The organism is Agathobaculum faecis (assembly GCF_014287995.1).
Classification (GTDB): domain Bacteria; phylum Bacillota; class Clostridia; order Oscillospirales; family Butyricicoccaceae; genus Agathobaculum; species Agathobaculum ammoniilyticum.
Genome location: NZ_JACOPL010000007.1, coordinates 20,202 through 42,522, shown reverse-complemented (window position 1 = coordinate 42,522; position 22,321 = coordinate 20,202). Strand labels below are relative to the sequence as shown.

At 56.6% G+C, this 22,321-nt stretch carries 24 protein-coding genes and 1 tRNA gene; 15 read left to right on the top strand and 10 right to left on the bottom strand.

Going from position 1 to position 22,321, the window contains the following annotated elements; translation table 11 throughout:
• Nucleotides 1-23: 23 nt before the first annotated feature.
• Nucleotides 24-1,511: an AAA family ATPase gene (locus H8S45_RS08525; protein WP_107631064.1), complete on the top strand. Its 1,488-nt coding sequence runs from the start codon at nt 24-26 to the stop codon at nt 1,509-1,511.
• A 377-nt stretch (nt 1,512-1,888) separates the two neighbouring features.
• Here the strand turns inward: H8S45_RS08525 and aguB are convergent, their stop codons facing one another.
• On the bottom strand, nt 1,889-2,752 hold the full coding sequence (gene aguB, locus H8S45_RS08520; RefSeq protein ID WP_054327520.1) for an N-carbamoylputrescine amidase: 864 nt from the start codon (nt 2,750-2,752) through the stop codon (nt 1,889-1,891).
• A 37-nt stretch (nt 2,753-2,789) separates the two neighbouring features.
• Nucleotides 2,790-3,884 (bottom strand): agmatine deiminase, encoded by a 1,095-nt coding sequence (gene aguA / locus H8S45_RS08515; protein WP_186949942.1) that lies wholly within the window; start codon nt 3,882-3,884, stop codon nt 2,790-2,792.
• A 121-nt stretch (nt 3,885-4,005) separates the two neighbouring features.
• Here aguA and H8S45_RS08510 point away from each other — a divergent pair, with 121 nt between their 5' ends.
• Entirely contained in the window at nt 4,006-4,512 is a 507-nt protein-coding gene (locus H8S45_RS08510; protein WP_147574176.1) for a DUF4282 domain-containing protein, read from the top strand.
• Between the two features lie 83 nt (nt 4,513-4,595).
• Here H8S45_RS08510 and H8S45_RS08505 read toward each other — a convergent pair whose 3' ends face one another.
• Nucleotides 4,596-5,330, bottom strand: a complete 735-nt coding sequence (locus H8S45_RS08505) for a YaaA family protein (RefSeq protein WP_186949940.1) — start codon at nt 5,328-5,330, stop codon at nt 4,596-4,598.
• Between the two features lie 129 nt (nt 5,331-5,459).
• Between H8S45_RS08505 and H8S45_RS08500 the strand changes: the two genes are divergently transcribed.
• From H8S45_RS08500 to H8S45_RS08475, 6 genes are all read left to right on the top strand, one after another.
• Entirely contained in the window at nt 5,460-5,843 is a 384-nt protein-coding gene (locus tag H8S45_RS08500) for a metal-dependent transcriptional regulator (RefSeq protein WP_054327524.1), read from the top strand.
• 65 nt (nt 5,844-5,908) lie between these two features.
• The gene (locus H8S45_RS08495) at nt 5,909-6,598 is read left to right on the top strand and encodes a tRNA1(Val) (adenine(37)-N6)-methyltransferase (protein ID WP_186949938.1); all 690 of its coding nucleotides are present in this window, start codon (nt 5,909-5,911) and stop codon (nt 6,596-6,598) included.
• 20 nt (nt 6,599-6,618) lie between these two features.
• Entirely contained in the window at nt 6,619-7,473 is an 855-nt protein-coding gene (gene rsmI, locus H8S45_RS08490; RefSeq protein WP_054327526.1) for a 16S rRNA (cytidine(1402)-2'-O)-methyltransferase, read from the top strand.
• Nucleotides 7,474-7,550: 77 nt separating this feature from the next.
• Nucleotides 7,551-8,231, top strand: coding sequence for a response regulator transcription factor (locus H8S45_RS08485; protein ID WP_054327527.1), 681 nt, complete (start codon nt 7,551-7,553; stop codon nt 8,229-8,231).
• Nucleotides 8,232-8,241: 10 nt separating this feature from the next.
• The gene (locus H8S45_RS08480; protein ID WP_054327528.1) at nt 8,242-9,783 is read left to right on the top strand and encodes a sensor histidine kinase; all 1,542 of its coding nucleotides are present in this window, start codon (nt 8,242-8,244) and stop codon (nt 9,781-9,783) included.
• 88 nt (nt 9,784-9,871) lie between these two features.
• Nucleotides 9,872-9,947: transfer RNA gene (locus tag H8S45_RS08475), tRNA-Met, on the top strand.
• Between the two features lie 160 nt (nt 9,948-10,107).
• Here the strand turns inward: H8S45_RS08475 and H8S45_RS08470 are convergent.
• Nucleotides 10,108-11,481 (bottom strand): tyrosine-type recombinase/integrase, encoded by a 1,374-nt coding sequence (locus tag H8S45_RS08470; RefSeq protein ID WP_147574174.1) that lies wholly within the window; start codon nt 11,479-11,481, stop codon nt 10,108-10,110.
• Between the two features lie 84 nt (nt 11,482-11,565).
• Complete coding sequence (locus H8S45_RS08465) at nt 11,566-12,099, bottom strand: helix-turn-helix domain-containing protein (RefSeq protein ID WP_054327529.1); 534 nt, start codon at nt 12,097-12,099, stop codon at nt 11,566-11,568.
• A 178-nt stretch (nt 12,100-12,277) separates the two neighbouring features.
• Between H8S45_RS08465 and H8S45_RS08460 the strand changes: the two genes are divergently transcribed.
• From H8S45_RS08460 to H8S45_RS08435, 6 genes are all read left to right on the top strand, one after another.
• Nucleotides 12,278-12,457 (top strand): helix-turn-helix transcriptional regulator, encoded by a 180-nt coding sequence (locus tag H8S45_RS08460; protein ID WP_147574173.1) that lies wholly within the window; start codon nt 12,278-12,280, stop codon nt 12,455-12,457.
• Nucleotides 12,458-12,469: 12 nt separating this feature from the next.
• A complete protein-coding gene (locus tag H8S45_RS08455) occupies nt 12,470-12,745 on the top strand; it encodes a hypothetical protein (protein ID WP_054327530.1) in 276 nt (91 codons plus the stop codon).
• Between the two features lie 128 nt (nt 12,746-12,873).
• Nucleotides 12,874-13,329 (top strand): hypothetical protein, encoded by a 456-nt coding sequence (locus H8S45_RS08450; RefSeq protein WP_054327531.1) that lies wholly within the window; start codon nt 12,874-12,876, stop codon nt 13,327-13,329.
• Between the two features lie 120 nt (nt 13,330-13,449).
• On the top strand, nt 13,450-14,250 hold the full coding sequence (locus H8S45_RS08445) for a rolling circle replication-associated protein (RefSeq protein ID WP_054327532.1): 801 nt from the start codon (nt 13,450-13,452) through the stop codon (nt 14,248-14,250).
• Between the two features lie 567 nt (nt 14,251-14,817).
• Nucleotides 14,818-15,312, top strand: coding sequence for a hypothetical protein (locus H8S45_RS08440; protein WP_054327533.1), 495 nt, complete (start codon nt 14,818-14,820; stop codon nt 15,310-15,312).
• A 394-nt stretch (nt 15,313-15,706) separates the two neighbouring features.
• Entirely contained in the window at nt 15,707-15,904 is a 198-nt protein-coding gene (locus tag H8S45_RS08435; protein WP_054327534.1) for a cysteine-rich KTR domain-containing protein, read from the top strand.
• Between the two features lie 496 nt (nt 15,905-16,400).
• Here H8S45_RS08435 and H8S45_RS08430 read toward each other — a convergent pair whose 3' ends face one another.
• Nucleotides 16,401-16,568, bottom strand: coding sequence for a helix-turn-helix domain-containing protein (locus H8S45_RS08430; RefSeq protein WP_082397180.1), 168 nt, complete (start codon nt 16,566-16,568; stop codon nt 16,401-16,403).
• Nucleotides 16,565-17,173, bottom strand: a complete 609-nt coding sequence (locus H8S45_RS08425) for a recombinase family protein (RefSeq protein ID WP_054327535.1) — start codon at nt 17,171-17,173, stop codon at nt 16,565-16,567. Before H8S45_RS08425 ends, H8S45_RS08430 begins: the two co-directional genes overlap by 4 nt.
• A 279-nt stretch (nt 17,174-17,452) precedes the next feature.
• Between H8S45_RS08425 and H8S45_RS08420 the strand changes: the two genes are divergently transcribed.
• The gene (locus H8S45_RS08420; RefSeq protein WP_054327536.1) at nt 17,453-18,481 is read left to right on the top strand and encodes a DUF4062 domain-containing protein; all 1,029 of its coding nucleotides are present in this window, start codon (nt 17,453-17,455) and stop codon (nt 18,479-18,481) included.
• A gap of 323 nt (nt 18,482-18,804) precedes the next feature.
• Here the strand turns inward: H8S45_RS08420 and H8S45_RS08415 are convergent, their stop codons facing one another.
• The 3 genes from H8S45_RS08415 to H8S45_RS08405 are packed head-to-tail and all read right to left on the bottom strand — an operon-like array spanning nt 18,805 to nt 22,066.
• A complete protein-coding gene (locus H8S45_RS08415; protein WP_186949936.1) occupies nt 18,805-20,919 on the bottom strand; it encodes a PTS transporter subunit IIABC in 2,115 nt (704 codons plus the stop codon).
• A 5-nt stretch (nt 20,920-20,924) separates the two neighbouring features.
• Nucleotides 20,925-21,812, bottom strand: coding sequence for a BglG family transcription antiterminator LicT (licT, locus tag H8S45_RS08410; RefSeq protein WP_054327537.1), 888 nt, complete (start codon nt 21,810-21,812; stop codon nt 20,925-20,927).
• Nucleotides 21,809-22,066 carry an HPr family phosphocarrier protein gene (locus H8S45_RS08405; protein ID WP_186949934.1) on the bottom strand — a complete coding sequence of 86 codons (258 nt, stop codon included), beginning with the start codon at nt 22,064-22,066 and terminating at the stop codon, nt 21,809-21,811. Before H8S45_RS08405 ends, licT begins: the two co-directional genes overlap by 4 nt.
• Nucleotides 22,067-22,321 lie beyond the last annotated feature (255 nt).

Sequence of the window (22,321 nt, the reverse complement as noted above, 5' to 3'; positions counted from 1 at the left end):
GATAACGCACGAGGTAATGCTTTATGAATATCAAACGAGCAAAAAACGAGATCAAAAACGCACTGCGCGCCTATCTCGCGCGGGATGCGTTCGGCGCGTACCGCATCCCGCCCATCCGGCAGCGTCCCATCCTGCTGATGGGGCCGCCGGGCATCGGCAAAACCCAGATCATGGAGCAGATCGCGGAGGAGACTGGCGTGGGGCTGGTGTCTTACACGCTGACCCACCACACGCGCCAGTCCGCGCTCGGCCTGCCCTTTATCGAAACCGTGCAGCTCGGCGGTGCGGAGCGCACGGTCACCGCCTACACCATGAGCGAGATCATCGCCTCGGTCTACCGCGAGATGGAGCGTACGGGTACCAAGGAAGGCATCCTGTTCCTTGACGAGATCAACTGCATCTCAGAAACGCTCACGCCCATGATGCTGCAGTTTCTGCAGTGCAAAACCTTCGGCAACCAGCGCCTGCCGGACGGCTGGATGGTCGTGGCGGCCGGCAACCCGCCCGAATACAACAAATCCGTGCGCGAGTTCGACGTGGTCACGCTCGACCGCGTCAAGCGCATCGACGTCGAGGAGGACTTCGCGGTCTGGAAGGAATACGCCTACCGGCGCGGCATCCATGGCGCGATCCTCTCCTATCTTGAGATCCGGCGCGACCATTTCTATCGGGTGGAGGCGACCGCGGACGGGCTGCAGTTCGTCACCGCGCGCGGCTGGGAGGACCTGTCCGAGCTGATGCAGGTATACGAAACGCTCGACCTACCCGTCGACCGCCAAGTGGTCGGGCAATACCTGCAGCTCCCCCGCGTGGCAGCCGATTTCGCCAACTACCTGCAGCTTTATGAAAAATACAAGCGCGTCTACCGCGTGGAGGAGATCCTGGACGGCGCCTGGGAAAAGGTGCGCGCCTCCGAGCTGGCGGGCGCGGCGTTCGACGAGAAGCTGGGCGTGCTTGGCCTGCTGCTCGCGCGGCTGGCGGACAGCGCGCGCGAGGCATACCGGCTGGACCGTCTCACCGACGCGCTGCATCAGGACCTCGTCCATATCCGCGAGGGCGAAAAAATGCTCGGCACCCTGCTGGACGAAAAACAGGCCGCGCTCACGCGCCGCCGCGACGCAGGCTCGACCGACAAGGACGCGCTGTTTACCGCCGCGCGCGAGGCCGAGCGGCTCGCGGCTTTCCAGCAGGCGCTCGCGCTGGAAAAGGTGCCTAAGGGGCAGGCGTTCGAGCGGCTCAAGGCGCTGTTCCAGGAGGATGTGCAGGCGCGCGCGGACGCGGCGGACCGCACGGACCGGCAACTGGCGAACGTCTTTGCTTTCCTCGACGCGGCCATCCCGAACAGCCAGGAGCTTGTGCTGTTCGCCACCGAGTTGACCGCGAATTACTTTACCTCCTGGTTTATCCAAAATTTTGGCTGCGAGGCCTACTTCGCGCACAATAAGCAACTGCTGTTTGACGATACGCGCCAGCGGCTTCTGCGGGAAATCGGCAGCGCCGAACCGGACTGAGGCGCGGAACCTTCTGCCTAAGCCGGAAAAGGAGGTATGTATCGTTCTTTTCTGCTCCTGCCGCTGCTTTCCCTTCCACTATACAGCTGGGGAGCGGCTCCGGACAGCGGCGCGGGCCATCTGGAGGCACCGCCGTCCCCCACTGTAGAGGAGAACCACCAGCACCACCCCACGGACGAGCTGCAGTTGATCGCGAACAGCCCAACCGGCGGTTACTGCGGCAACACCCTTACGCAGGTGCGCCCGTTCAACGCTGCGCTGGGCGGCGACGCCCAGGCCGGACTGACCGCGGAACAGGTTGAAGCGATTCGTGATATTCCGGCCGCAACGGCGTGCAATAGAAAAAGGACAAGGCCCCGCCTTGTCCTTTTTTGCGGTTATCCGAAGCGCCCCAGCGCGCCGTACATCTCCGGCCGCCGGTCGCGGAACGTCCCCCAGCTCCGGCGCAGCTCGCGGATCCCGTTCAGATCGAACGTATGCGTCAGGACGCAGGCGTTTTCCCGATCCGCCTGCTCGACCAGCGCTCCGGTCTCATCCGCGATGAAGGACGAGCCGTAAAACGTCAGCGAGGACGACTGGTTCTGGTTGTCGGGCGAGGGGGTCACGGTTTCCGTACCAATGCGGTTGGCCGCGACCAGCGGCATGATGTTCGCCGCCGCGTGGCCCTGCATGCAGCGGCGCCAGTGCGGCATGGAATCGCATTCCAGGATCGGCTCGGAGCCGATCGCGGTCGGATAAAACAGCAGCTCCGCGCCCATCAGCGCCATGCAGCGCGCGGATTCCGGAAACCATTGGTCCCAGCAGATGCCCACGCCGATTTTGGCATAGGCCGTGTCCCACACGCGGAAGCCCGTGTCCCCGGGAGTGAAATAAAATTTCTCCTGATAGAAATGATCGTCCGGAATATGCGTCTTGCGGTACTGGCCGAGGACCGTCCCGTCCGCATCGATCACGGCGACCGTATTGAATGTGGTGTTGCCCACGCGCTCGTAATAGCTGACCGGCAGCACGACCCGAAAGTCGCGTGCGACCGTCCGCAGCGCGTTCACCGCGGGGTTTTCCTCCAGCGTTGTCGCCAGATGGTAGTTTTCATAGCTCTTTTCCTGGCAGAAATACCAGTTTTCAAACAGCTCGGGCAACAGGATGACCTGCGCGCCCTGCGCGGCCGCCTCCTCGACCCTTTGCACCGCGTTTTCCAGCCCATAGGTCATCTGTACCGCGGCTACGGTTACTTTGCTCATATGCTTTCACTCCTCATACGGTTGGTGATTCCCGCGCTCACGCGCGGGGGATCTGCTGCGTGATGCAGTGGATGTTCCCGCCACCAATCAGAATATCGCGCGTGGGGATGGCGACCACCCTGCGCGTCGGAAACAGGCCCTGCAGGATTTCTTTCGCCGTCTCGTCCATCGGGTCGTCAAACGCGGGCATGACGACCGTCCGGTTGGCGATATAAAAATTAACGTAGCTTGCCGCCAGCCGCTCGCCCGGCGTGCGCGTCGGCTCGCCCTCGCACAGGTCGAGCCCCTCACATTCCTCCGCCGTGATGGTCACGGGCGCGGGCAGCGGCAGCTTATGCACCCGAAGCCGGCGCCCCTTTGCGTCCACCGCCGCCTCAAGCGCGTCCAAGCTCGCCCTGGAAAGCGCATACTGCGGGTCGCTTTCGTCGTCCGTCCACGCCAGCACGACCTCGCCGGGCGCTGTGAACGCGCATACGTTGTCCACATGCTCGTTGGTTTCGTCATGGTAGATGCCGCGCGGCAGCCAGATCACCCTGGAAACGCCGAGGTACGCGCACAGCGTGCGCTCGATCTCCTCCCGCGACAGGGACGGGTTGCGCCCCGCGGAGAGCAGGCAGGCCTCGGTGACGAGCGCGGTACCCTCCCCGTCCACATGGAGCGAGCCACCCTCGCAAATGAAATCCCGCTTGTCATAGCAGTCGTTTTCCAGCAGGTCACAAAATTTGCGGGCCACGCGGTTGTCCTTTTCCCAGCTTGGGTAAAGCCCGTCCACCGCGCCGCCCCAGGCGTTAAAGCCCCAGTCGATGCCGCGGCGGCCGCCCCTGCCGTCGATCACAAAGGTCGGCCCCACGTCGCGTGCCCAGGCGTCGTCTGTCTCCATCACAACCAGCCTCACCGCATCCGGAAGCTGGGCGCGGGCATTGTCATACTGCCCCTCCGAGCAGAGCACGGTCAGCTTTTCGCTTTCCGCGATCGTCCGCATCACCTGAATAAACGCGCGCCGCGCCGCATAGGCTCCATACTGCCAGGAATCCCCGCGCTCCGGCCAGATCATCAGGCAGCCGTCGTGCGGCGCGAACTCCGCAGGCATAAAAAATCCGTCCTGTGCGGGCGAAGTGTGTAAAATCCTCATTGTCGTTTCTCCGTATCGTTTTCTCCCTTATAGCGTACAACATTTCGATTTAACTTGCAACGCTTTCCCGCATATGTTACACTAAATACACAAATGCTTCAATATTTTTCAGGAGGAAACTATGAGCAGCTACCCTTACCTATATACGCAAACCTATTCCTATACGCCGTTTTTTAGCCTCGTGCTGCCGGTGCTGGCGCTGCTCGTCATTGTAGCGGGCGGGCTTGCGCTGTATTTCCTTTTCGTGCGCAAGCCCAACACCTATAAAGGGTCGGCTGCCAAGCTGCATGATATTTTTACGTTCCGCACCTTTTTCACCGAAAAGCTGATCCGCGCCCTATACTGTATCGTTGCAGTCGCCATCGCCGTATACAGCGTCATGCTGCTGTTCTCGCATTTTTTTGCCGCGCTTTTCGTGTTCGTGGTCGGCAATCTGGTTGCCCGCATCACGTTTGAGTATGCGCTGCTGCTGCTCGTGCTATGCCGCAACACGCAGGAGATCAACCGCAAGCTGGGACCCCTGCCCGCTGAAGAAGCCGCGCCGCAGGAGGCCGCGCCCCCTGTCCCGCCCCAGCCGCCGGAGCAGGCGCCCGTGCCGCCCCAGCCGCAGGACAATCCCCCGCATTAACGCCATACCAAGGCCCCGCCCGTCCTCCAAAGGACAGGTGGGGCCTTTCTCGCTTCAGGACATCTTCCCGCGGCGCTTCCCTGTCACACGCTGACAATAAAGGTCAGCGTGTGGTTGTCCGACAGGCTTTGCTCATACCGGAAATCGTTCCAGTCAAACAAAGTGAGCTGCTCGGGCGACTCGATGCGGTTTTGCAGGATATACCGCGTCATGCGGCCGCGCGCCATTTTCGCCATGGTGGGCAGGCAGCGCAGCTTCCCCTTGCGGTAGGTCAGGAATTCGCAGGTCACCATCCGGTCGCCTGTCTGCAGATAGCGCCGCACCGCCTTGCTGTATTCATTTGAGGCGAGGTTGACCACCGCTTCACCCGCACCGAACAGATCGTCGTAAAACGCACGGCCCCAGAACTCGTACAGGCTGTGCCCATCCAGCCGGTGCGCCAGCTCAAGCCGGTAGGGGCGGATTGCGTCGAGCGGCCGCAGCGGACCGTAAAACGCGGAAAACAGCCGCAGGCTGTCCTGCGCGAACCGCAGTTCTGCCGCCGTGAGCGTTTCCGCCTCCAGATATTTATAGGCCAGCCCATCATACGCCAGAATCGCGGGTACGCCGCCCGCGTCTGTCCAGTCCTGGTAGAGCGCCGCCGCCCGCAGCGCGATCGCCGGACTGGTCTGCAGGATGCTCTCCAGCTCAAACGGCGCCTTGGCACGCAGGGCCGCGGCGAGCGCTTCCGCCTGCTGCAGATAGCGCGGCGCTGTCATATCCGGCAGCGCCGCCGCTGCGGCGCGCATATTTTTCGCCGGGGATAAAAATACTTTCATGGGGCATCCCTCCGTCTTCCCCATTGTACCCAAAATTGCGCGGCCTTGCAAGCATCGCTATATTGCCAAAATCAGCCGGATATGCTAAAATAAAAAACATGGAAAAGAGAAAAAGGAGGACAAGGCACGATGAAAGTGCAGGAGAGTGCTGAGAATTATCTGGAAGCAATCCTGATTCTGCAGCACCAAAAAGGGTCGGTCCGCTCGATTGACGTTGCCCACTACACCGGCTTTTCCAAGCCGAGCATCAGCCGCGCTGTCGGCCTGCTGCGGGACAACGGCTATGTTTCCATCGATCAGAACGGCTTGCTGTGCCTGACCGACGCCGGACGCACGATCGCGGAAACGATCTATGAGCGCCATACCGTGCTGACCGAGCTGCTGACCATGCTCGGCGTTTCGCCCGAAACCGCGGCCGAGGACGCCTGCCGCATTGAGCATGTCATCAGCGCGGAAACCTTTGCCAAGCTTAAGGAGCATGCGCGGCAGCACGGCGTGAAAGCCGGCAGATAAACCAAACGCACCTGCGGCCGGTCCGTCACGGACCGGCTCTTTCTGTTTCCGGATAAGGAGGTATTATGGCGCAGACAACCGAACGGCTTCCCAACGGCCTGCTCCTGCATCAGGACGACCGATATTTCAAGCTTGGGCAGGACAGCGTACTGCTTTCTTCCTTTGCCAGACCGCGCCGGAACGCGCGCGTGCTCGACCTCTGCTGCGGCACGGGCGCGCTCGCCCTGCTGCTTTACCGCCCCGACCTGCGTATGACCGGCCTGGAGCTGCAGGAGGGCGCGCTCGCCCTGTTCCGGCGCTCGATCCGCGACAACGGCGTGGACATCACCGCTCTACAGGGCGACCTGCGCGAGATCCGCACGCTCCTCCCCCACGGCAGTATGGACTATGTGGTGTGCAATCCCCCGTATTTCGACCGGAACGCGGGCAAAAACGCGCCCGCGCCGGAACGCCGCGCCGCCCGTCAGGATGGCACCTGCACGGTGGAGGACCTTGCCGTGGCCTGTTCCTTTGTGCTGCATACGGGCGGCAAGGCCGCGTTCGTGTTCCGTCCCGAGCGCATGTGGACGCTGCTGGAAGCGCTCGCCCGCGTCCGTCTCGTCCCTAAACGGCTCCGCTTCGTACACCAGACCGCGCAGGCCGTCCCCAGCGCGGTGCTGGTCGAATGCCGCAAGGGCGGCAGCGCGGAAGGCCTTTCGGTCGAACCGCCGCTGCTTGTCCAAAGCGAGGAATATAACAAAATATACAAAAAATAATTTTTTAAGGGAATATTACAATGAGTGAATCCATTCTGTATCTGGTCGCCACGCCGATCGGCAACCTGGGCGACCTGTCCCCCCGCGCGCGGGATATTCTTTCGTCGGTCGATTTCATCGCCGCAGAGGATACGCGCGTGACGCAAAAGCTGCTGACCGCCTGCGCTCTGCCCAGGAAGCCCCTGATCTCCTATTATGAGCATAACCGCCGCGCGCGCGGCGAGGAGGTGCTGGCCAGGCTGCGCGCGGGTGAAAGCTGCGCCCTGGTCACGGATGCGGGTACACCCGCCGTTTCCGACCCCGGCGAGGATCTGGTCGCACTGTGCGCGGCGCATGGCATACCGGTCGTGCCCATCCCCGGCTGCTGCGCCGCGGTCTGCGCGCTCGCGGCCTCCGGCCTGCCGACCGGACGCTGGTGTTTCGAGGGCTTTTTATCCGTGAATAAAAAGGCGCGCCGCGCGCACCTGGACGCGCTGCGAAACGAAAAACGCACCATGATCTTTTACGAAGCGCCGCACAAGCTGTGCGCCACCCTGCGCGACCTTGCGGACACCTTCGGCGGGGCGCGCCGCCTTTCCCTGTCCCGTGAACTGACCAAGCTCCACGAGGAAACACTCCGCATGACGCTGGACGAAGCCGTTCAGTACTTCGACGCACATCCGCCGCGCGGCGAATTTGTGCTGACCATCGAGGGCGCGCCGGACGAACCGGATGCCGCGCCGGACGAACCGGCGCGGCTGACTGCGGCGGCGGAGGCCGTGCGCCTCCGGATGGCAGACGGGCAGACGCAGAAGGACGCAATCAAAGCGGTGTCCGCGCAGACCGGCGTCAAAAAGAACGCCCTGTACCGGTATGTATTGGAGCAGGATATGTAAAAACCTGTTTTTTGTTCACAGAACGGACAAACTGACACGGTATACTGGTATTATCCGATACAAGGGGTGAAAGCCTGATGTCAATGATATTGATTGCCGACGACGAGGCGCGCATCCGGCGCCTGGTCAGCGATTTTCTCAAGAGGGACGGCCACAGCATCCTCGAGGCCGCGGACGGCCGTGAGGCCCTGCAGATGATCGAAAACCGCCAGTCTGGGCTTGACTTGGCGATTCTGGACGTGATGATGCCCGGCATGGACGGGTTCGAGGTGCTCCGCGCGCTGCGCGCACAGGAAAGCGGAGACAAGCACCTGCCTGTCATGATGCTGACCGCGCGCGCGGAGGACGCCGACCAGGTCCGCGGGCTGGAGGAGGGCGCGGACGATTATGTGACCAAGCCGTTCTCTCCCATCGTTCTGGCCGCGCGTGTACGAGCCCTGCTCAAACGCGAGGGCCGCGCCGCCATGCCGGTCGAGCAGTTGGGCTCGCTTTCCGTCAACGAGTTGCGCCGCGAGGTGCTGGTGGACGGCGCTCCGGTCGACCTGACGCCCAAGGAATACGAGCTGCTGATTTATTTCAAGAACAACCGTGCCATCGCGCTATCCCGCGAGAGCATCCTCAACGCCGTATGGGGCTATGATTACTTCGGGGACCTGCGAACGGTGGACACCCATGTGAAAAAGCTGCGGGCCAAGCTGGGCGGCTGCGGCACCATGATCGAGACGGTGCGCGGCTACGGCTACCGCTTTGAGGGATGACGGATACAACATGAAGGGCCATTCGATCCGGTTTAAGTTTTTTGCCGCGATCAGCGCCGTTGCGCTGGTCTTTATCGGCGTGCTTTTGCTGCTCAACCTGTTCTTTTACGAGGATTATTACATGCTGACGCGCCGCGGGGAGCTGCGCGACGCCTATCAAAGCATGCGTGGCAGCTATACCGGCAACGTGGAGGATATCGCGGCCGTGCTGGACAGCTACGAAAGTCGCTCTGCCATCCGCCTGTCCGTGGTCCGTGCAGACGGGACGGTGCTGTATTCCTCCGCGTTTTCTCCGGACGCGGCCCGACCAGAGGAGGACGGACCGCTGCAGTTCCATCTCCCCGATTTCAATCGGGTGGAGCAGCAGTACCGCAGCTATGCCATCCTCAGCTCAATCGCGCAGAGCATGGACCGCGAATTTATCACCAAGCATAATTACCAGTTTTTGAACGTCTCCCTTTGGGATAACGACCAATACCTCTGCCTGGTCGGCGCACTCGACCGTAATGCGGGCGACTGCCTGTTCGCCTATATGCCGTACGCCTATATCGAGCAGAACTCCTCCCTTAACCTGGTTTTCCTTCTGATCGCGGGCGGCTGCGCGCTGCTGATCTGTCTGGTCTGCGGCTTTTTCATCTCCCGCCAGTTCACCCGCCCGTTGATCGCCATGGCCGGCGTGGCCGACCGGATGAGCGAGCTGGATTTTTCCACCCAGTATCAGGGCGGCGAGCGCGACGAGATCGGCCAGCTCGGCCAGTCGCTCAACCGCTTGTCCGCTTACCTGGAGCAGACGATCCGCGAGCTGCAGGAGTCCAACGACCAGCTTGCTCTGGAAATCAAGGAAAAAGAACGCGTGGACAACATGCGCCGTGAATTTATCGTCAATGTTTCGCATGAGCTGAAAACGCCGATCGCGCTGATACAGGGCTATGCGGAGGGTCTGACCGCCGGCGTGGCCGACGATCCGGAGGACCGGAAATTTTACTGCGACACAATCGCGGACGAGGCCGACCGCATGAACAAGCTGGTCATGCAGCTTTTGAACCTCTCCAAGCTCGAGTTGGGCGCGGAGCAGACCTATTACGAGGATATCGACCTATACGCCCTCTGTCGGAACGCGGTCGAAAAGACCGCCGTTTTGTGTGCAAGCCGTGGCCTGGCCGTCCGGTATGCGGATACGCACGTCACCATCCGCACGGACGGCGACCTGCTTGAGCAGGTGCTTATGAACTATCTGTCCAACGCGATCCGTTACACGGCGGATGGCGGCCGCATCGAGATCACCGCCGCCTATACCGAAAATGGGATGCGGCTGGCCATATTCAACGAGGGCGACGGGCTGCCGGAGGATGAGCTGCCGAAGATCTGGGAAAAATTTTACCGCACCGACCGCGCGCGCACGCGCGAGGCCGGCGGCACAGGCATCGGCCTGTCCCTGGTGCGCGCGATCGCGGACACGCTGCACGGCAGTTGCGGCGCGGAAAACGTGGAGGGTGGCATTTCCTTCTGGTTTGAGCTTCCCTATTTTCCGGAGCGGGATGCGCCCGCGTAAATTGTCGACGTTTTTTCTTTACACACTCTTGACAACCCTTTCAAATCATGGTATAGTTAATAGGCTCCTTAAAGCAAGGGGCTTATATCGCGGGGTAGAGCAGTTGGTAGCTCGTCGGGCTCATAACCCGGAGGTCGTTGGTTCAAGTCCAGCCCCCGCAACCATTAAAAAGCACTGATTCGACAAGAATCAGTGCTTTTTCTTTACTTTTTCGAGGTTTACACTTGTTCTTTGCTCCCGCTCGCCCTGTATCTGTTCTTTGTTTGTTCTTTATGCAGGCAAACCCAAAGGCCGATATACAACCGTAATTGGTGTATATCGGCCTTATTTTTTTACTTTTGTGCCAAGCGGGTGCAGCAGGTCTTGCAGGGTTTCCGCTGCCGCTGCATCGGCTGACTGTATCGCATGGGCGTAAATTTTGCCCGTCGTTGTCACGCTGGCATGACCGAGCCGCGCCGCAACGGTCTGCAAATTCGTCCCTGCCGCGATCAGCAGAGTAGCGTTTGTATGCCGCAGCGAGTGCAGCGAAATATCAGGCAGGTTATTTTCCCTGATGAAGCGCGCAAACCAGCCCGAAATTGTGTCGGGGTGTATCAGCGCGCCATTCCACGCGGTGAACACGCGCCCGCTCGCCTGCCACTGGTCGCCAAGCTGCAACGCCTGCTGCCGCTGCCATGCACGGAAGCCGCGCAAAGCCTGTATCGCGTCGGCGGGTACTTTGATACTGCGCCGCGAAGTGGCGTTTTTCGTTTCGTCCTCAAAGATGCCCTTATCAGCCAGATACAGCGACGAACGTCGAATATGGATAACCAACTTTTCAAAGTCAATATCTTCCCATGTCAGGCCGCACAACTCGCCGCGCCGCATACCCGTATAGAGCAGCAGCTTTATCATGGTGCGGTTCTGTATATCTGCACTTTCAAGTGCTTCCATCAAGCGGGCTGCCTGTTCCTCATCCAAATACCGCGCTTCCTTATGCTCCACGCGCGGCGGCTTGACGCGGTCGCAGGGATTGGAAAACAGCACTTGCCATTCGACCGCCGTTTGCAGGATAACAGAAATAAGCCTGTGATGATGCAGAATGGTCTTTGCCGACAAGCCCTTGTCATTCCCCACCGGCTCAAACAGCGCGCTTACAGGCTCGCCCAACGCGTCAGAAATGCGCCTCGCGCTTTCGGCTGATACATTCTTGCCCTGCGTGATGCTGGCAAGCACCGCGAGCGACACACCCGTTTGCTCGGCAAATGCGGTTTTCGTGATCGAGCGGGCGCGCAGCATTTGCCACAAATCGCCCTTGAAATGCTGTTTTCCGTCCTCCCTTATCCCCGCTTCTTCCAGATTGGAATAAAACTGCATCAGGTGGTGCGGCTGCAAGCGGTCAAGCCGAATATGCCCGATGGCTGCATTGATACGCGGCAGCATGGCTTTATAGCGGTCAAACGTAGTGGGGCGCACCTGCTTTGCGGCATAGTCCCGCAGCCATATTTCCGCGAAATCCGCAAAGCGCACATTGCCTTGCAGCACTTGCCCCGTGCGGCATTTTTCCTCGAAAAGCACGGCCTGCCGCTGGGCTTCTTTTTCGGCCTGTGCGTCGGTCATGTCCGGCTGGGGCTTCCTAATAATCTGCCTGCCGGTCATGTCATAGCCGCAGGAAACGCGGATAGAATACGACTTGCCGCGTCGGGTTACGGTTGCCATGTGGTGCACCTCCTTTCGAGCGGGTGTGTGTTCAAATTGAATACCGTTAGGCTTGAATTATAAACACGGTCAATTTTGACAGTGTTAATCGTTCTCTTTTTCGCTGATTAGTTTAGCTCTATTAGCCAGTTCAGCCCTCATCTTCTCCACGGTCACTTTTGACTTAATAACGCGCTCTTTTTTAATATCATCGACTGTTTTCTCAATTATTGAGTCTATTTTTGCATCATACTCAAAAATTGCATCTGTATATTGATCGTCCCGAGAAGACCATATTTCATACGCATCAAAAATTTCAGCAAAAAAGTTTTGAAGCGCACTACTTTTTATTTCAATGCGATCTACTGCATTATCAACTTTGCCTATCATCTTATATTCAAGCATTTCAACGCATGCGCGCAACTCGTTTTCAAGCGGGTCTTCTCCAAACAGTAAATAATCTACTGATACACACAACACCTGAGATAATTTCATAATATTACTGATATTTGGCTCAAGGTCTCCGCGATCATATTTCGCCATAGTGCTTTTTGTCACCCCGATAGCTTTCGCAAGCTCCTCCTGTGTAAAACCTTGCTCAATGCGCGCAGCGCGTAATCTTTCATGAAATGATTTCATAATCCCACCGCCTTTTTATAATTGTATCTGCACTTCGAGTGTAAGTCAACAAGCAACGCCACAAAAGGTGTATAAAACAGACACAAGAATTTTGTATGATGTGTCTATTGTGGACACACACAAAATATTGTATTGTATTATCATCAAGTGTCCATTTTAGATACAAAGAGGTGATACAATGAAATTAGCTGAATTGCGCGGTTCAATGACACAAGAGGAATTGGCAAAAAAACTTAATGTAAGTTGTTCCTCATTGGGAAAGTACGAACGCGGCGAGCGCACGCCCCGCGACAACGTAAAAAAGCGCATTGCCGCTTATTTTGGCAAGACCGTGCAGGAAATCTTCTACGACGATTAAGGAGGAAACCCCATGAACGAACAGCAGACCAAGCAAACCCTGCCCCGTATGCGCACCCTTGCAAAGGCCATTGAGGAAATCAAGGCCGAAGACCCTAACACCGCCCTGACGCAAAATCAGCTTCGCGTGCTTGTGAAGTCGGGCGCAATCCCCAGTGTACACGCAGGGCGGCACACCCTGATTAACCTTGATTTGCTCATTGCCTACTTGGCAAGCGACTCTTACCAGAACGGCGAAGCGGCGCAGCCTGCGCCCGAATATGGCAAGCTGCGCCGCATTGACGAATGAAAAAGACCTTTTCAGCAGCTTTGGACGGCACTGAAAAGGTCAGATAACATATACACCCGCGAGCGGGCTTGTTTATATATAGTATACCGCACCCGCTCGCCCTTGTCAAACGGAAAGGACGATAACAAATGCACACCGAAACACACGAAGCCACAATCCGCGCTTGGTTCTCCACCGAAACCATGCCCGCAGCATGGAAAGCCGCCGAGCCTGCGGCCTGCGTAGAATTGGCGCAGCTCCTGCGCGATAAGGTGCTGAAAGCCTATCAAATGGGGCTGCTGGACGGTGCAGCGCGCCGTGATGATATGCATTATAAGACGATCTTTGACGCTGATAACGCATTAGGCGATTGCCTGCGCTACCTGTTGGAAGCAAAGTATGTTGCGCAAACAATCTTATATGAATTTACGCCCTTGTGGCATGGCGACAATTTAGACGCGCGCAAAGGCGATGAGTTTATAAGAAAAATGGGTGTTGCCAGCGGCATTGTAGTAGAAAAGACCGCCGACGCACTGAACGCTTTGAGCGAAGCGCAAAATGCAATAGACCCAAAGCGCGCCACTGAACCAACCAGCGCGGCATAACAAATACATATCTGCACGATGTGCGGGGCGTTTGCCCCGCACATCGCCGTTTAAGGGGCATTGCACATAGCGTGTGTGCAATGCGATACAGCGAAATATATCTTTTATGGAGTGTAACGAATGAAGAAAAGAAAACGCGTTGTCCGAGCGGGCAACCTTGTTTGGGCGACGATCTGCACGCCGCCCGCGCCGAACGACCCCGAACACGTCCGCGCCGCGAAATCCCGCGCAACCACCGCCGCGCGCAAGGCTCTTAACCTGAAAGCCGCCTGCCGCCGCCTTGAAATGCTGCTTGCTGCCAGCTTTGCACCAAGCGATTTTCACCTGATACTTACCTACCGTCCCAACGATCTGCCCGCTACACGCAAGGAAGCATTAAAGCGTCTACGCAAATTCCTTGCGCAGCTGCGCGCCTACCGCAAGGCGCGCAGCCTACCGCTGAAATATGTGTACGCCACAGAGGGCTTGCACGGTGACAAGCGTTTCCATCATCACCTTGTAATCAACGCCACAGCGGGTGACTATGACCTGATACGCAGCCTTTGGGTGTGGGGCGATCAGATAGACTTGGAACGCATTGCAGACCGCGATTATTACGGGCTGGCTCGCTATCTCACCAAAGAAGCCGCCGAGGGCAAGCCCAACGGCGCGCAAAGCTGGACACCCTCGCGCGGCCTGCAAAAGCCAACGGTTGAAACAAGCTGGGTGGACGGCGACGAAACCTTGACCGCGCCCGCTGGCTGCTATGTAATCGAGCGGGACGAACGGCAAAACGAGTTTGCGGGGTACTCCTATATCAAATACCGCATAGCGCGGCCACAGCCGCGCCAGACGCGTCCGCGCCGCACCAAGGCCAGCTTGCCCATACCGCCGACACTGTACGAAATTGACGCGCCTATGCGCCCGCACGTGCGGCGGTAAGCCGCACCCGCTCGGAAACCTGTACAACTCAATAGCAAAACCTTTCAGGCTTGAAGCCATGTATAACTGTAGAGTGGCGCATAGAGAAAATACCCCGCGCGCCTTGTAATCTGCCGGGCGGTCGGGTATTCTGGAAACAGAACAGGAGAGCCAACGCGCGCGACCGCGTGCAGTGTGTGCAGAGCACTCCCCCCATTCGCCGCAACTGTCCGCCTGCCCCAAGACCGCACCCCAGACAGGAATTTTACTGCGGCACTTTCGCAAGCGGGGTGTGGTTCATGCAAGCGCACGTTACGCCGCCCGTTCGGCTCCCCTGACCGCCGCTTTATATCGCCCTGCAAACCCTGCAAAAGCCGCTATAAACGCCGCTTTTCTCCCCTTGGAAACCGCGACAAAAAAACAAACGCTTGGGTGCAAGCGCCCGCCTGCCCGCCTGTGCGCTATGCCTGCGCCCGTTATGCTCCTCCCCCCGCCCTGAAAAAGTTTCGGGGCATCGGGTGTAAGACCGCACAGCCCCATGCACGCAAGATTTTTTCCCTATGCCAAGAAAATTTACGAGGTGACACCATGAAAACCAAAAGCGCAGCCGTCATAGCTACCGAACACCGCTGGAACACCTACCAGTCGCGGAAGCATCTTGCGGCCAAAATCGCCGCCAGCTTTTCCCCTGACAGCCGTTTATACACCCTCCCGCTCGACCTGCACCGATTTAACCTGTCTGCCGATCTGCTGCACTGGCACTGGAAGCAGGCGTTTATACGCCCTCTGCGCGGGCAGCTCGCCATGCACGCGCAGCCTTTACCCCTGCGCTATATCTATGCTTTCGATATGCGCACGCCGGACGCGACCAAGGTCTATTTGCTCACCGATGCACCCGACGAAGAAGTGCAGGTGGCATTTTCCTGCTTCTGGCTGCACGGCGACAATCCCCATGCTGAACGCTTGGCCGATATAGGCGCGCAATACATCGCGGAGTTGATGACAGTGCAGGCGCACGGCATCGAGGGCAAGCGGGCGAAAAAAATGTACACATCTTCCCGCGCGCTTTGTGCTGCCGGATAAGCCCGCCGCACGGTGTTCCATTTGAATACACGCCCGCTCGCCTGCCGCTTCACCCTGTCCCCATTTGGGGGACACCATTTCACCAGACGGTGAAGCGCCTACCTATGGAAATTTTCTTCTATAGGGCAAGCGTGCTATTACTCATGCCAATTCCCGAAATGCATTTCCGGCTTTTCCGAAATGCCCCACATAAGGAGTACGCTACAATGAAACGAAAACGCATCATAAAACCCAAACACCGACCCACACGCGCAGCAATCCCTTGCCCTGTCTGCGGTGTGACGCTATTCTATCTATATGCAGACAGCATTTGTAAACGCATCGGCTTTATCTGCCCTGTCTGCGGGCATGACGGCGATATAAGCGTAAGCATCAGAGAACAAGGGGCATAACCATGAAAATCAAAAGCACAGCGGACGGCAGCACATGGTTTTACTGCCCGATCTGCGGAAGAAAACTATTCAAAGTGATACGTCACACGCAATGCCGCGATTTTCCCGCGTGGTGTCGCGGCTGCAAGCGGGAAATCCTCGTCAATATCGACGGGCAAACCATCTTTGCCGCCGCATCCGCACAAGCGGGTGTTTCCTGATACGCCCTTTCATGGCGGCTGTATGCCTTTTCCATTGCATACCCGCTTGAATATAGGGAATCCCGCACGCGCAGCCGTGCGGGAACAGCAAAAGCCCCCGCACAACGTGCAGGGGCTTTGCTTGCAGTTTCGACGTTTTTCTGCTATACTACGGGTACGGTGCTGCCGCGCCAGCGGTAGGCGGTTAAGTCTTGCCCCTGAAAGGGGGCGCTGCTATGGAATATCTCATAATGCTTGTAGTGATACTTGTACTTATCGAGCGTATTTTAAGCAATAAACAGAAGTAACCGCCTCACTCCCAATGTTGCGGTTACTTCCAACCCAATATTCGGGGCTAACCGTCTACCGGCAGCACCCTTTTCTATGTTTAGTATACCGCCCGCAAGCGGGTTTGTCAATCCCTCGCACACGCGGCCATGCATCCATTACTTTCGCAGAAAAACGCGCGAAAGTCAACAATCCCTCGCATGCGCAGCCGTGCGGGGGATTGTTGGTATTATGCCGCATCAATATACCGCTTCAAAGCGTCACGCGTGATAATATACTTGCCCGCGATCTTCTTCCCTCGCAGCTTGCCAGTGCTGAACAGCCGCCGCACGGTTCGGGCGGTCAATCCCAATTCCCGCGCAACGTCAGCTACGGTCAAAAAGTCCTTTTCGCTCATACGCCCGCGCTCCTTTCGTATTCCCGCACTTTTCGGTAAAAGGTGGCTTTGCTAAGCTGTAACTGCTCCACAGCGGCCACAGCCGTTATTTCGCCTGCTTTCCATGCCTGATATACTTTCGGGAAGTCTGCCCGCACAATCGGCTTGCGCCCTTTATACTTGCCCTGTTCCTTGGCAATGGCGATCCCCTCGGCCTGCCGCGCGTGTATCTTCTGCCGCTCCTTTTCGGCCATATAGGCCAGCAGTTCAAAAACGATATTGGTAATAAGCTGCTTTTCAAGGTCGGTCTTATTGGCTGTATTCAGCAGCGGGGTATCGGTTACGATAATACTTGCCCCGATCTGCTGCAATTCCTGCCACTCCCGCTTGATTTGCTCCATGTTGCGCCCCATGCGGTCAAGTTCTTTGATAATGACAACATCACCAGCGCGAAGCGTCGCTTTCATGGCCTGATATTGTGGCCGCTGGAAGTCCCGCCCGCTCGCCTTATCTTCATAGGCGCGATCTATTACAATACCGTTTGCCGCAGCATATTCCGCGATTGCAATATGTTGCCGTTCGGGGTTTTGGTCATTTGTGCTGACGCGCGTATATTCAAAAGTCATGGTCTGCGCCCTCTCTCTGACGTGTGCTGTCTATATGCCTTTTCCATGCTTTAAGTATACACTATATATGCTTTTGTGTCAATAGGGTATATATTATTTTTAATACGTTTCATAAATCATTTTAAAATCCGTGTGAGACGCTTTTGAGGGCTTTTTAAGTGTATCAATAGGGTATACTCTATTGACCCATCCAAAGAAGCCGTTTACAAGCTCCACGCAATTTATTATACTATATTTGAGAATATAGAATTTATTTACATAAATAAAGGGGATAGCGCTATGTCTGCACCTAAGGTTTTTGTAAGCTCTACATGCTACGATCTCAAGCAAGTCCGACAAGATATAGAAAGCTTCATTTTATCATACGGCTATACGCCTATTTTAAGCGAACGACACGGTGTCACATATAATGTCACAAGCACCTTAGAAAATGATTGCTATAATGAACTATCCCAATGCGAAATCATTGTTGGTGTAGTCGGTGGTAGATACGGTGCTGAATCGTCCGATCAAAGTGGTAACTCAATCACTATGAACGAAATGAAACACGCTATAACTTTAAACAAGCAAATATATATTTTTATTGAGCGAAATGTATATACAGAGTATGCCACATACTGCTCTAATAAAAATTTAGACGGATTCTCCCCCGCATTTGTTGATGATGTTCGTATTTTTGAATTCATCGAACAAATTAAAAGCAGCCGAAATATAATTATCAATGATTTTTTAACTGCTTCCAACATAGTAGAATGCTTGCGAATACAATGGGCAGGATTATTCCAAACATTTCTTTACAATAAGGAGCAGCAACGACAAAGCGAGGGGCTAATGACCATTAAATCCCTTACAGACGAATTAAGGGAAGTCATTAGCACGATCAACTCCTGTTCCGACACTCTTCTGAATACCTCTAATTCACTTTATTATAATATTGAAACTACAAGATTGTCAGTAAATCCAATACTTATCCACATCTCGAATATTTTACTAAATCTTAATCGTGAACCCACACAATTCAACAACAACTCCGTAATATTCTTTAAAACGAAAAATGAACTGCTCGATTTATTAGAATTTGTTTTTGGATTTGAGGAATCACTTGAGAACAGCAATATGTTTTGTTTGGGTAGCAAGCAACTGTTTATTGATCTTGATTTCATGTTCACTTCTAAAGACACTCTCAAATTTATTTCACAAAACGCGATACAACAATATGAAAAAGATAATCAGCACCCCTTTATTTCGATAGAAGATACTGCTTTCGAACTGCCCAGCAACTTCGACGATAGCGATGTTCCGTTTTAAATGTCTGTTCTTCTTTTGTTCTTCCCCCTCAAAAAAGAACAAATCGCTGCCGCTCGAAAACACACTATATAGATTATTCTGCATTACAGAAATCTATATATAGTGTTTTTCTTCTTTCTGCGCCTTTGCTTCATCGCTCATAACCCGGAGGTCGTTGGTTCAAGTCCAGCCCCCGCAACCATAAAAGACCTGATTTCATTTGAAATCAGGTCTTTCTTTTTTGTCTGGAGGATACCGGCGCTGTCTCCTTCCCCATCGTAACGAAAAAACAGCAGAGGCGGCGCCCGTTCCGGCATGCCACCTCTGCTCTTATTTTTCCGCTGTTATTTCACCGTGAGCACGTTCTCCCCGGGCTTTACCGCGCCGGTTTTGCACAGCTCAAACGACGAGTATTGATCCGAATTCGTGACCACTACCGGCGTTACCGTGCGATAGCCCGCGTCCAGGATGGCCTTTTCGTCGAAGCTGCCAATCAGGTCGCCTTTCTTGAGCGTGTCGCCCTCCTTGACTTGGATGGTAAAGGGCGCGCCACCCAGCTGCACGGTGTCGATGCCCAGATGGATAAGCAGCTCGCAGCCCTCCGGCATCACCAGACCGATGGCGTGCTTGGTGCCGAACACGGTCGCCACCTCGCAGTCGGCCGGCGCGTAAACCTGGTTGCCCGACGGTTCGACCGCGAAGCCGTCGCCCACCATCTTTTCGGAGAACACACCGTCCGCGACGTCCTCGAGCGGGATCACCTTGCCCGCGAGCGGGGACGCGATAACGATGGGTTGACCGGCCGCAGGATCGGAAGAAGCCGTTTCTGGAGCCGCTGAAGGTGCTGCGGGCTCCGGCGCGGCCTGGTCGCTCACCGGAGAGGCCAGGAAGGCTTCCAGATCGGACTTGATGTTGGATACGCGCGGGCCGTAGACCACCTGTACGCCCTGGCCCTTGCAGATGACGCCCGAAGCGCCGGTTTCCTTCAGAAGCTGCTGGTCGACCTTGGACGCATCGTGTACCGTGCAGCGCAGGCGGGTGATACAGCAGTCCACATCCGAAATGTTAGCCTTGCCGCCCAGACCCACCATGATCTGGCGCGAGAGCGAATCCTCGCGGCCGCCTTGCGCAGCCGCCTCGCCCTCCTTGCGGGCGTTGACATCCTTGCGGGTGTACAGCTTGATTTCGCTGTCGTCGCGGCCCGGGGTCTTATAGTCGAATTTCTTAATCATGAACGAGAACACCAGGTAGTAGACGATGAAGTAGATAACACCCACCACTGGAATCCACAGCCAGCTCGTTTTGGCGTTACCCTGCATCACGCCGAACAGCGTCAGGTCGATCAGTCCGCCCGAGAAAGTCAGGCCTACACCGACGTTCAGGATGTGCATAATCATATAAGACGCGCCCGCAAACACACAGTGTACCACATACATCACCGGCGCGACGAACAGGAAGGTGAACTCGAGCGGCTCGGTGATACCGGTGAGCATGGAGGTCAGCGCCGCGGAGAGCAGCAGGCCGCCGACCGCCTTGCGGTTTTCCGGCTTGGCGCAGCGATACAGCGCGAGCGCCGCGCCCGGCAAGCCGAAGATCATCAGCGGGAACTTACCGGCCATAAAGCGGGTCGCCTCGACCGAGAAATGCTTGATGTCCGGAGTGGCCAGCTCGGCGAAGAAGATGTTCTGCGCGCCCTCCACCAGCGCGCCGCCCACCATGGCCGTGCCTCCGAGCGCGGTCTGCCAGAACGGAATATAGAACACATGGTGCAGACCGAACGGGATGAGCGCGCGCTCAATAAAGCCGTACAGCCAGGTGCCGCCATAGCCGGACGCGAGGACAAAGCCGCCGAGCGCGTTGATGCCGCTCTGAATCACCGGCCAGATATAATACATTGCGATGCCCACCACCAGGTAGACCGCCGCTGAGATAATCGGCACGAAGCGCGTGCCGCTGAAAAAGCTGAGCACCTGCGGAAGCTGAATCTTGTAAAAGCGGTTGTGCAGCGCCGCCGTACCCAAGCCGACGATAATACCGCCGAACACACCCATTTGCAGCGAATTGATGCCCAGCACGCTCGCGGTCGCGCCGGACAGGTCGGGCGCGCCGAAGTCACCAATCATCGCACCGATGGTCGCGTGCATAACGAAGAACGCGATGACCGCCGACAGGGCGGAGACCTCCTTCTCCTGCTTGGCCATGCCGATGGCGACGCCAATGGCAAAGATCAACGGCAGGTTATCGAACACGACCGAACCGGCTGCGTTGAGTACCTGCAAAATCGCGTTGATGAACGTGCCAGGCCCCATCAGCCCCATCAGGCCATAGGTTTCCAGCATGGTTTCATTGGTAAACGACCCGCCTACGCCCAGGAACAGGCCGGCTACCGGCAGGATCGCGATCGGCAGCATGAACGAACGGCCGACACGCTGCAGCACGCCAAAAATCTTATCTTTCATATACCTTACTCCTCTTTATCAGATATACCCATATTCATGGCAAGGCGGTGCAAATGGATGGTCAGGAAGGTCATCTCCTCCGGCGGCAGCCGGATGGAGAACGCCTGCGCCAAATCATCTCGGATGCGCTCGGCGCACTGGTAGTCATACCGGTAGCGCCGGACGATCATGGACTGGAACTCGGAATCATTATCTTGTGCATACTGGCCCTGTGTAATGCGCTGTCCCAGAAATTTGAGGTGGGTGATGAACCGCCCGTAATCCAGGGATTGGTCGTCCAGCGCAACGCCATAATACGCCTGCACCTCTGCGACAATGCGGCTGATGAGCTCGGTGATGCGGACCATGTCGGCCATACGCCCGTCGATCTCCGCGTTGACGATATGAAGCGCGATGAATCCTGCCTCATCCTTGGAAAGGCGGTAACCGAGCCGCCGCTCGATGATATCGAGCGCTTGAATCCCCATGGCGAACTCGGTGGGGTAGAAGTTTGTGATCTCCCACAGCAGTTGATTGGAATACGCCGTGCCGGTGCGCAGGCGCTCCACCGCAAAGCAGATGTGATCGGTCAGGGTGATATAAATATTTTCGCTCAGCCGCCGTCCAGTCATCCTTTTCGCTTCCTCTATGATCTCCGTGCTGACATCCAGAAATTCCGCCGGCACGTCGCCGAGCAGCTCCATCAGGCGGGAGGATTTCTCCGGATCGCGCAGGTCGTAGATCTTCTCCACCTTACACGCGGGTACAAGGTCGCCCGACTGCTTTTTGAAGCCGATCCCCAAGCCGCGCAGGATAACCTCGCGTCCATCAGGGTCAATGATACATACAAAATTGTTGCCAATGACGCGGCTGATCCGGTAGGCCTCCTGCCCGCCCAGCTCCGCCGAGGTCATAGCGTCTCCCGAAAGAACGCCTGAAGTTGCTGCGCCGCAGCCTCCTCGTCCGGTCCCTCCACGGTAACGGTGACCACGCTGCCATGCCGGATGCCCATTCCCATCACGCTCATCAGGCGGGTAGCCTCGGTCTGCTTCCCGTTATACTCCACCATGACCTTGCTCTGGAACGCCTTCGCGGTCTTAACCAGCTGTCCTGCCGAACGAGCGTGGATACCAATGGGATCGGTGATCTCATACTGAAATGTTTTCATAGTGCAACTCCCCTTCATCTTCTGAATCTGAACCGTGCTGTTAAAACAAAAAAGACCAAACGCCCGAATACGGATAATATTTCCCGTTCGGTTGTTTGGTCTTGCCTGCCATACCAGTCACAAGCCTGTATGATTTTCTGATGGAAGCATACTATAACTGCGGCGCTTTTGTCAATAGCTTTGCTCGGAAAGCCGGTAAAACTGTAAGTTTGTCCAACCAGAAGCGTGTCGTTTTGTTCACAATACCAATATTAT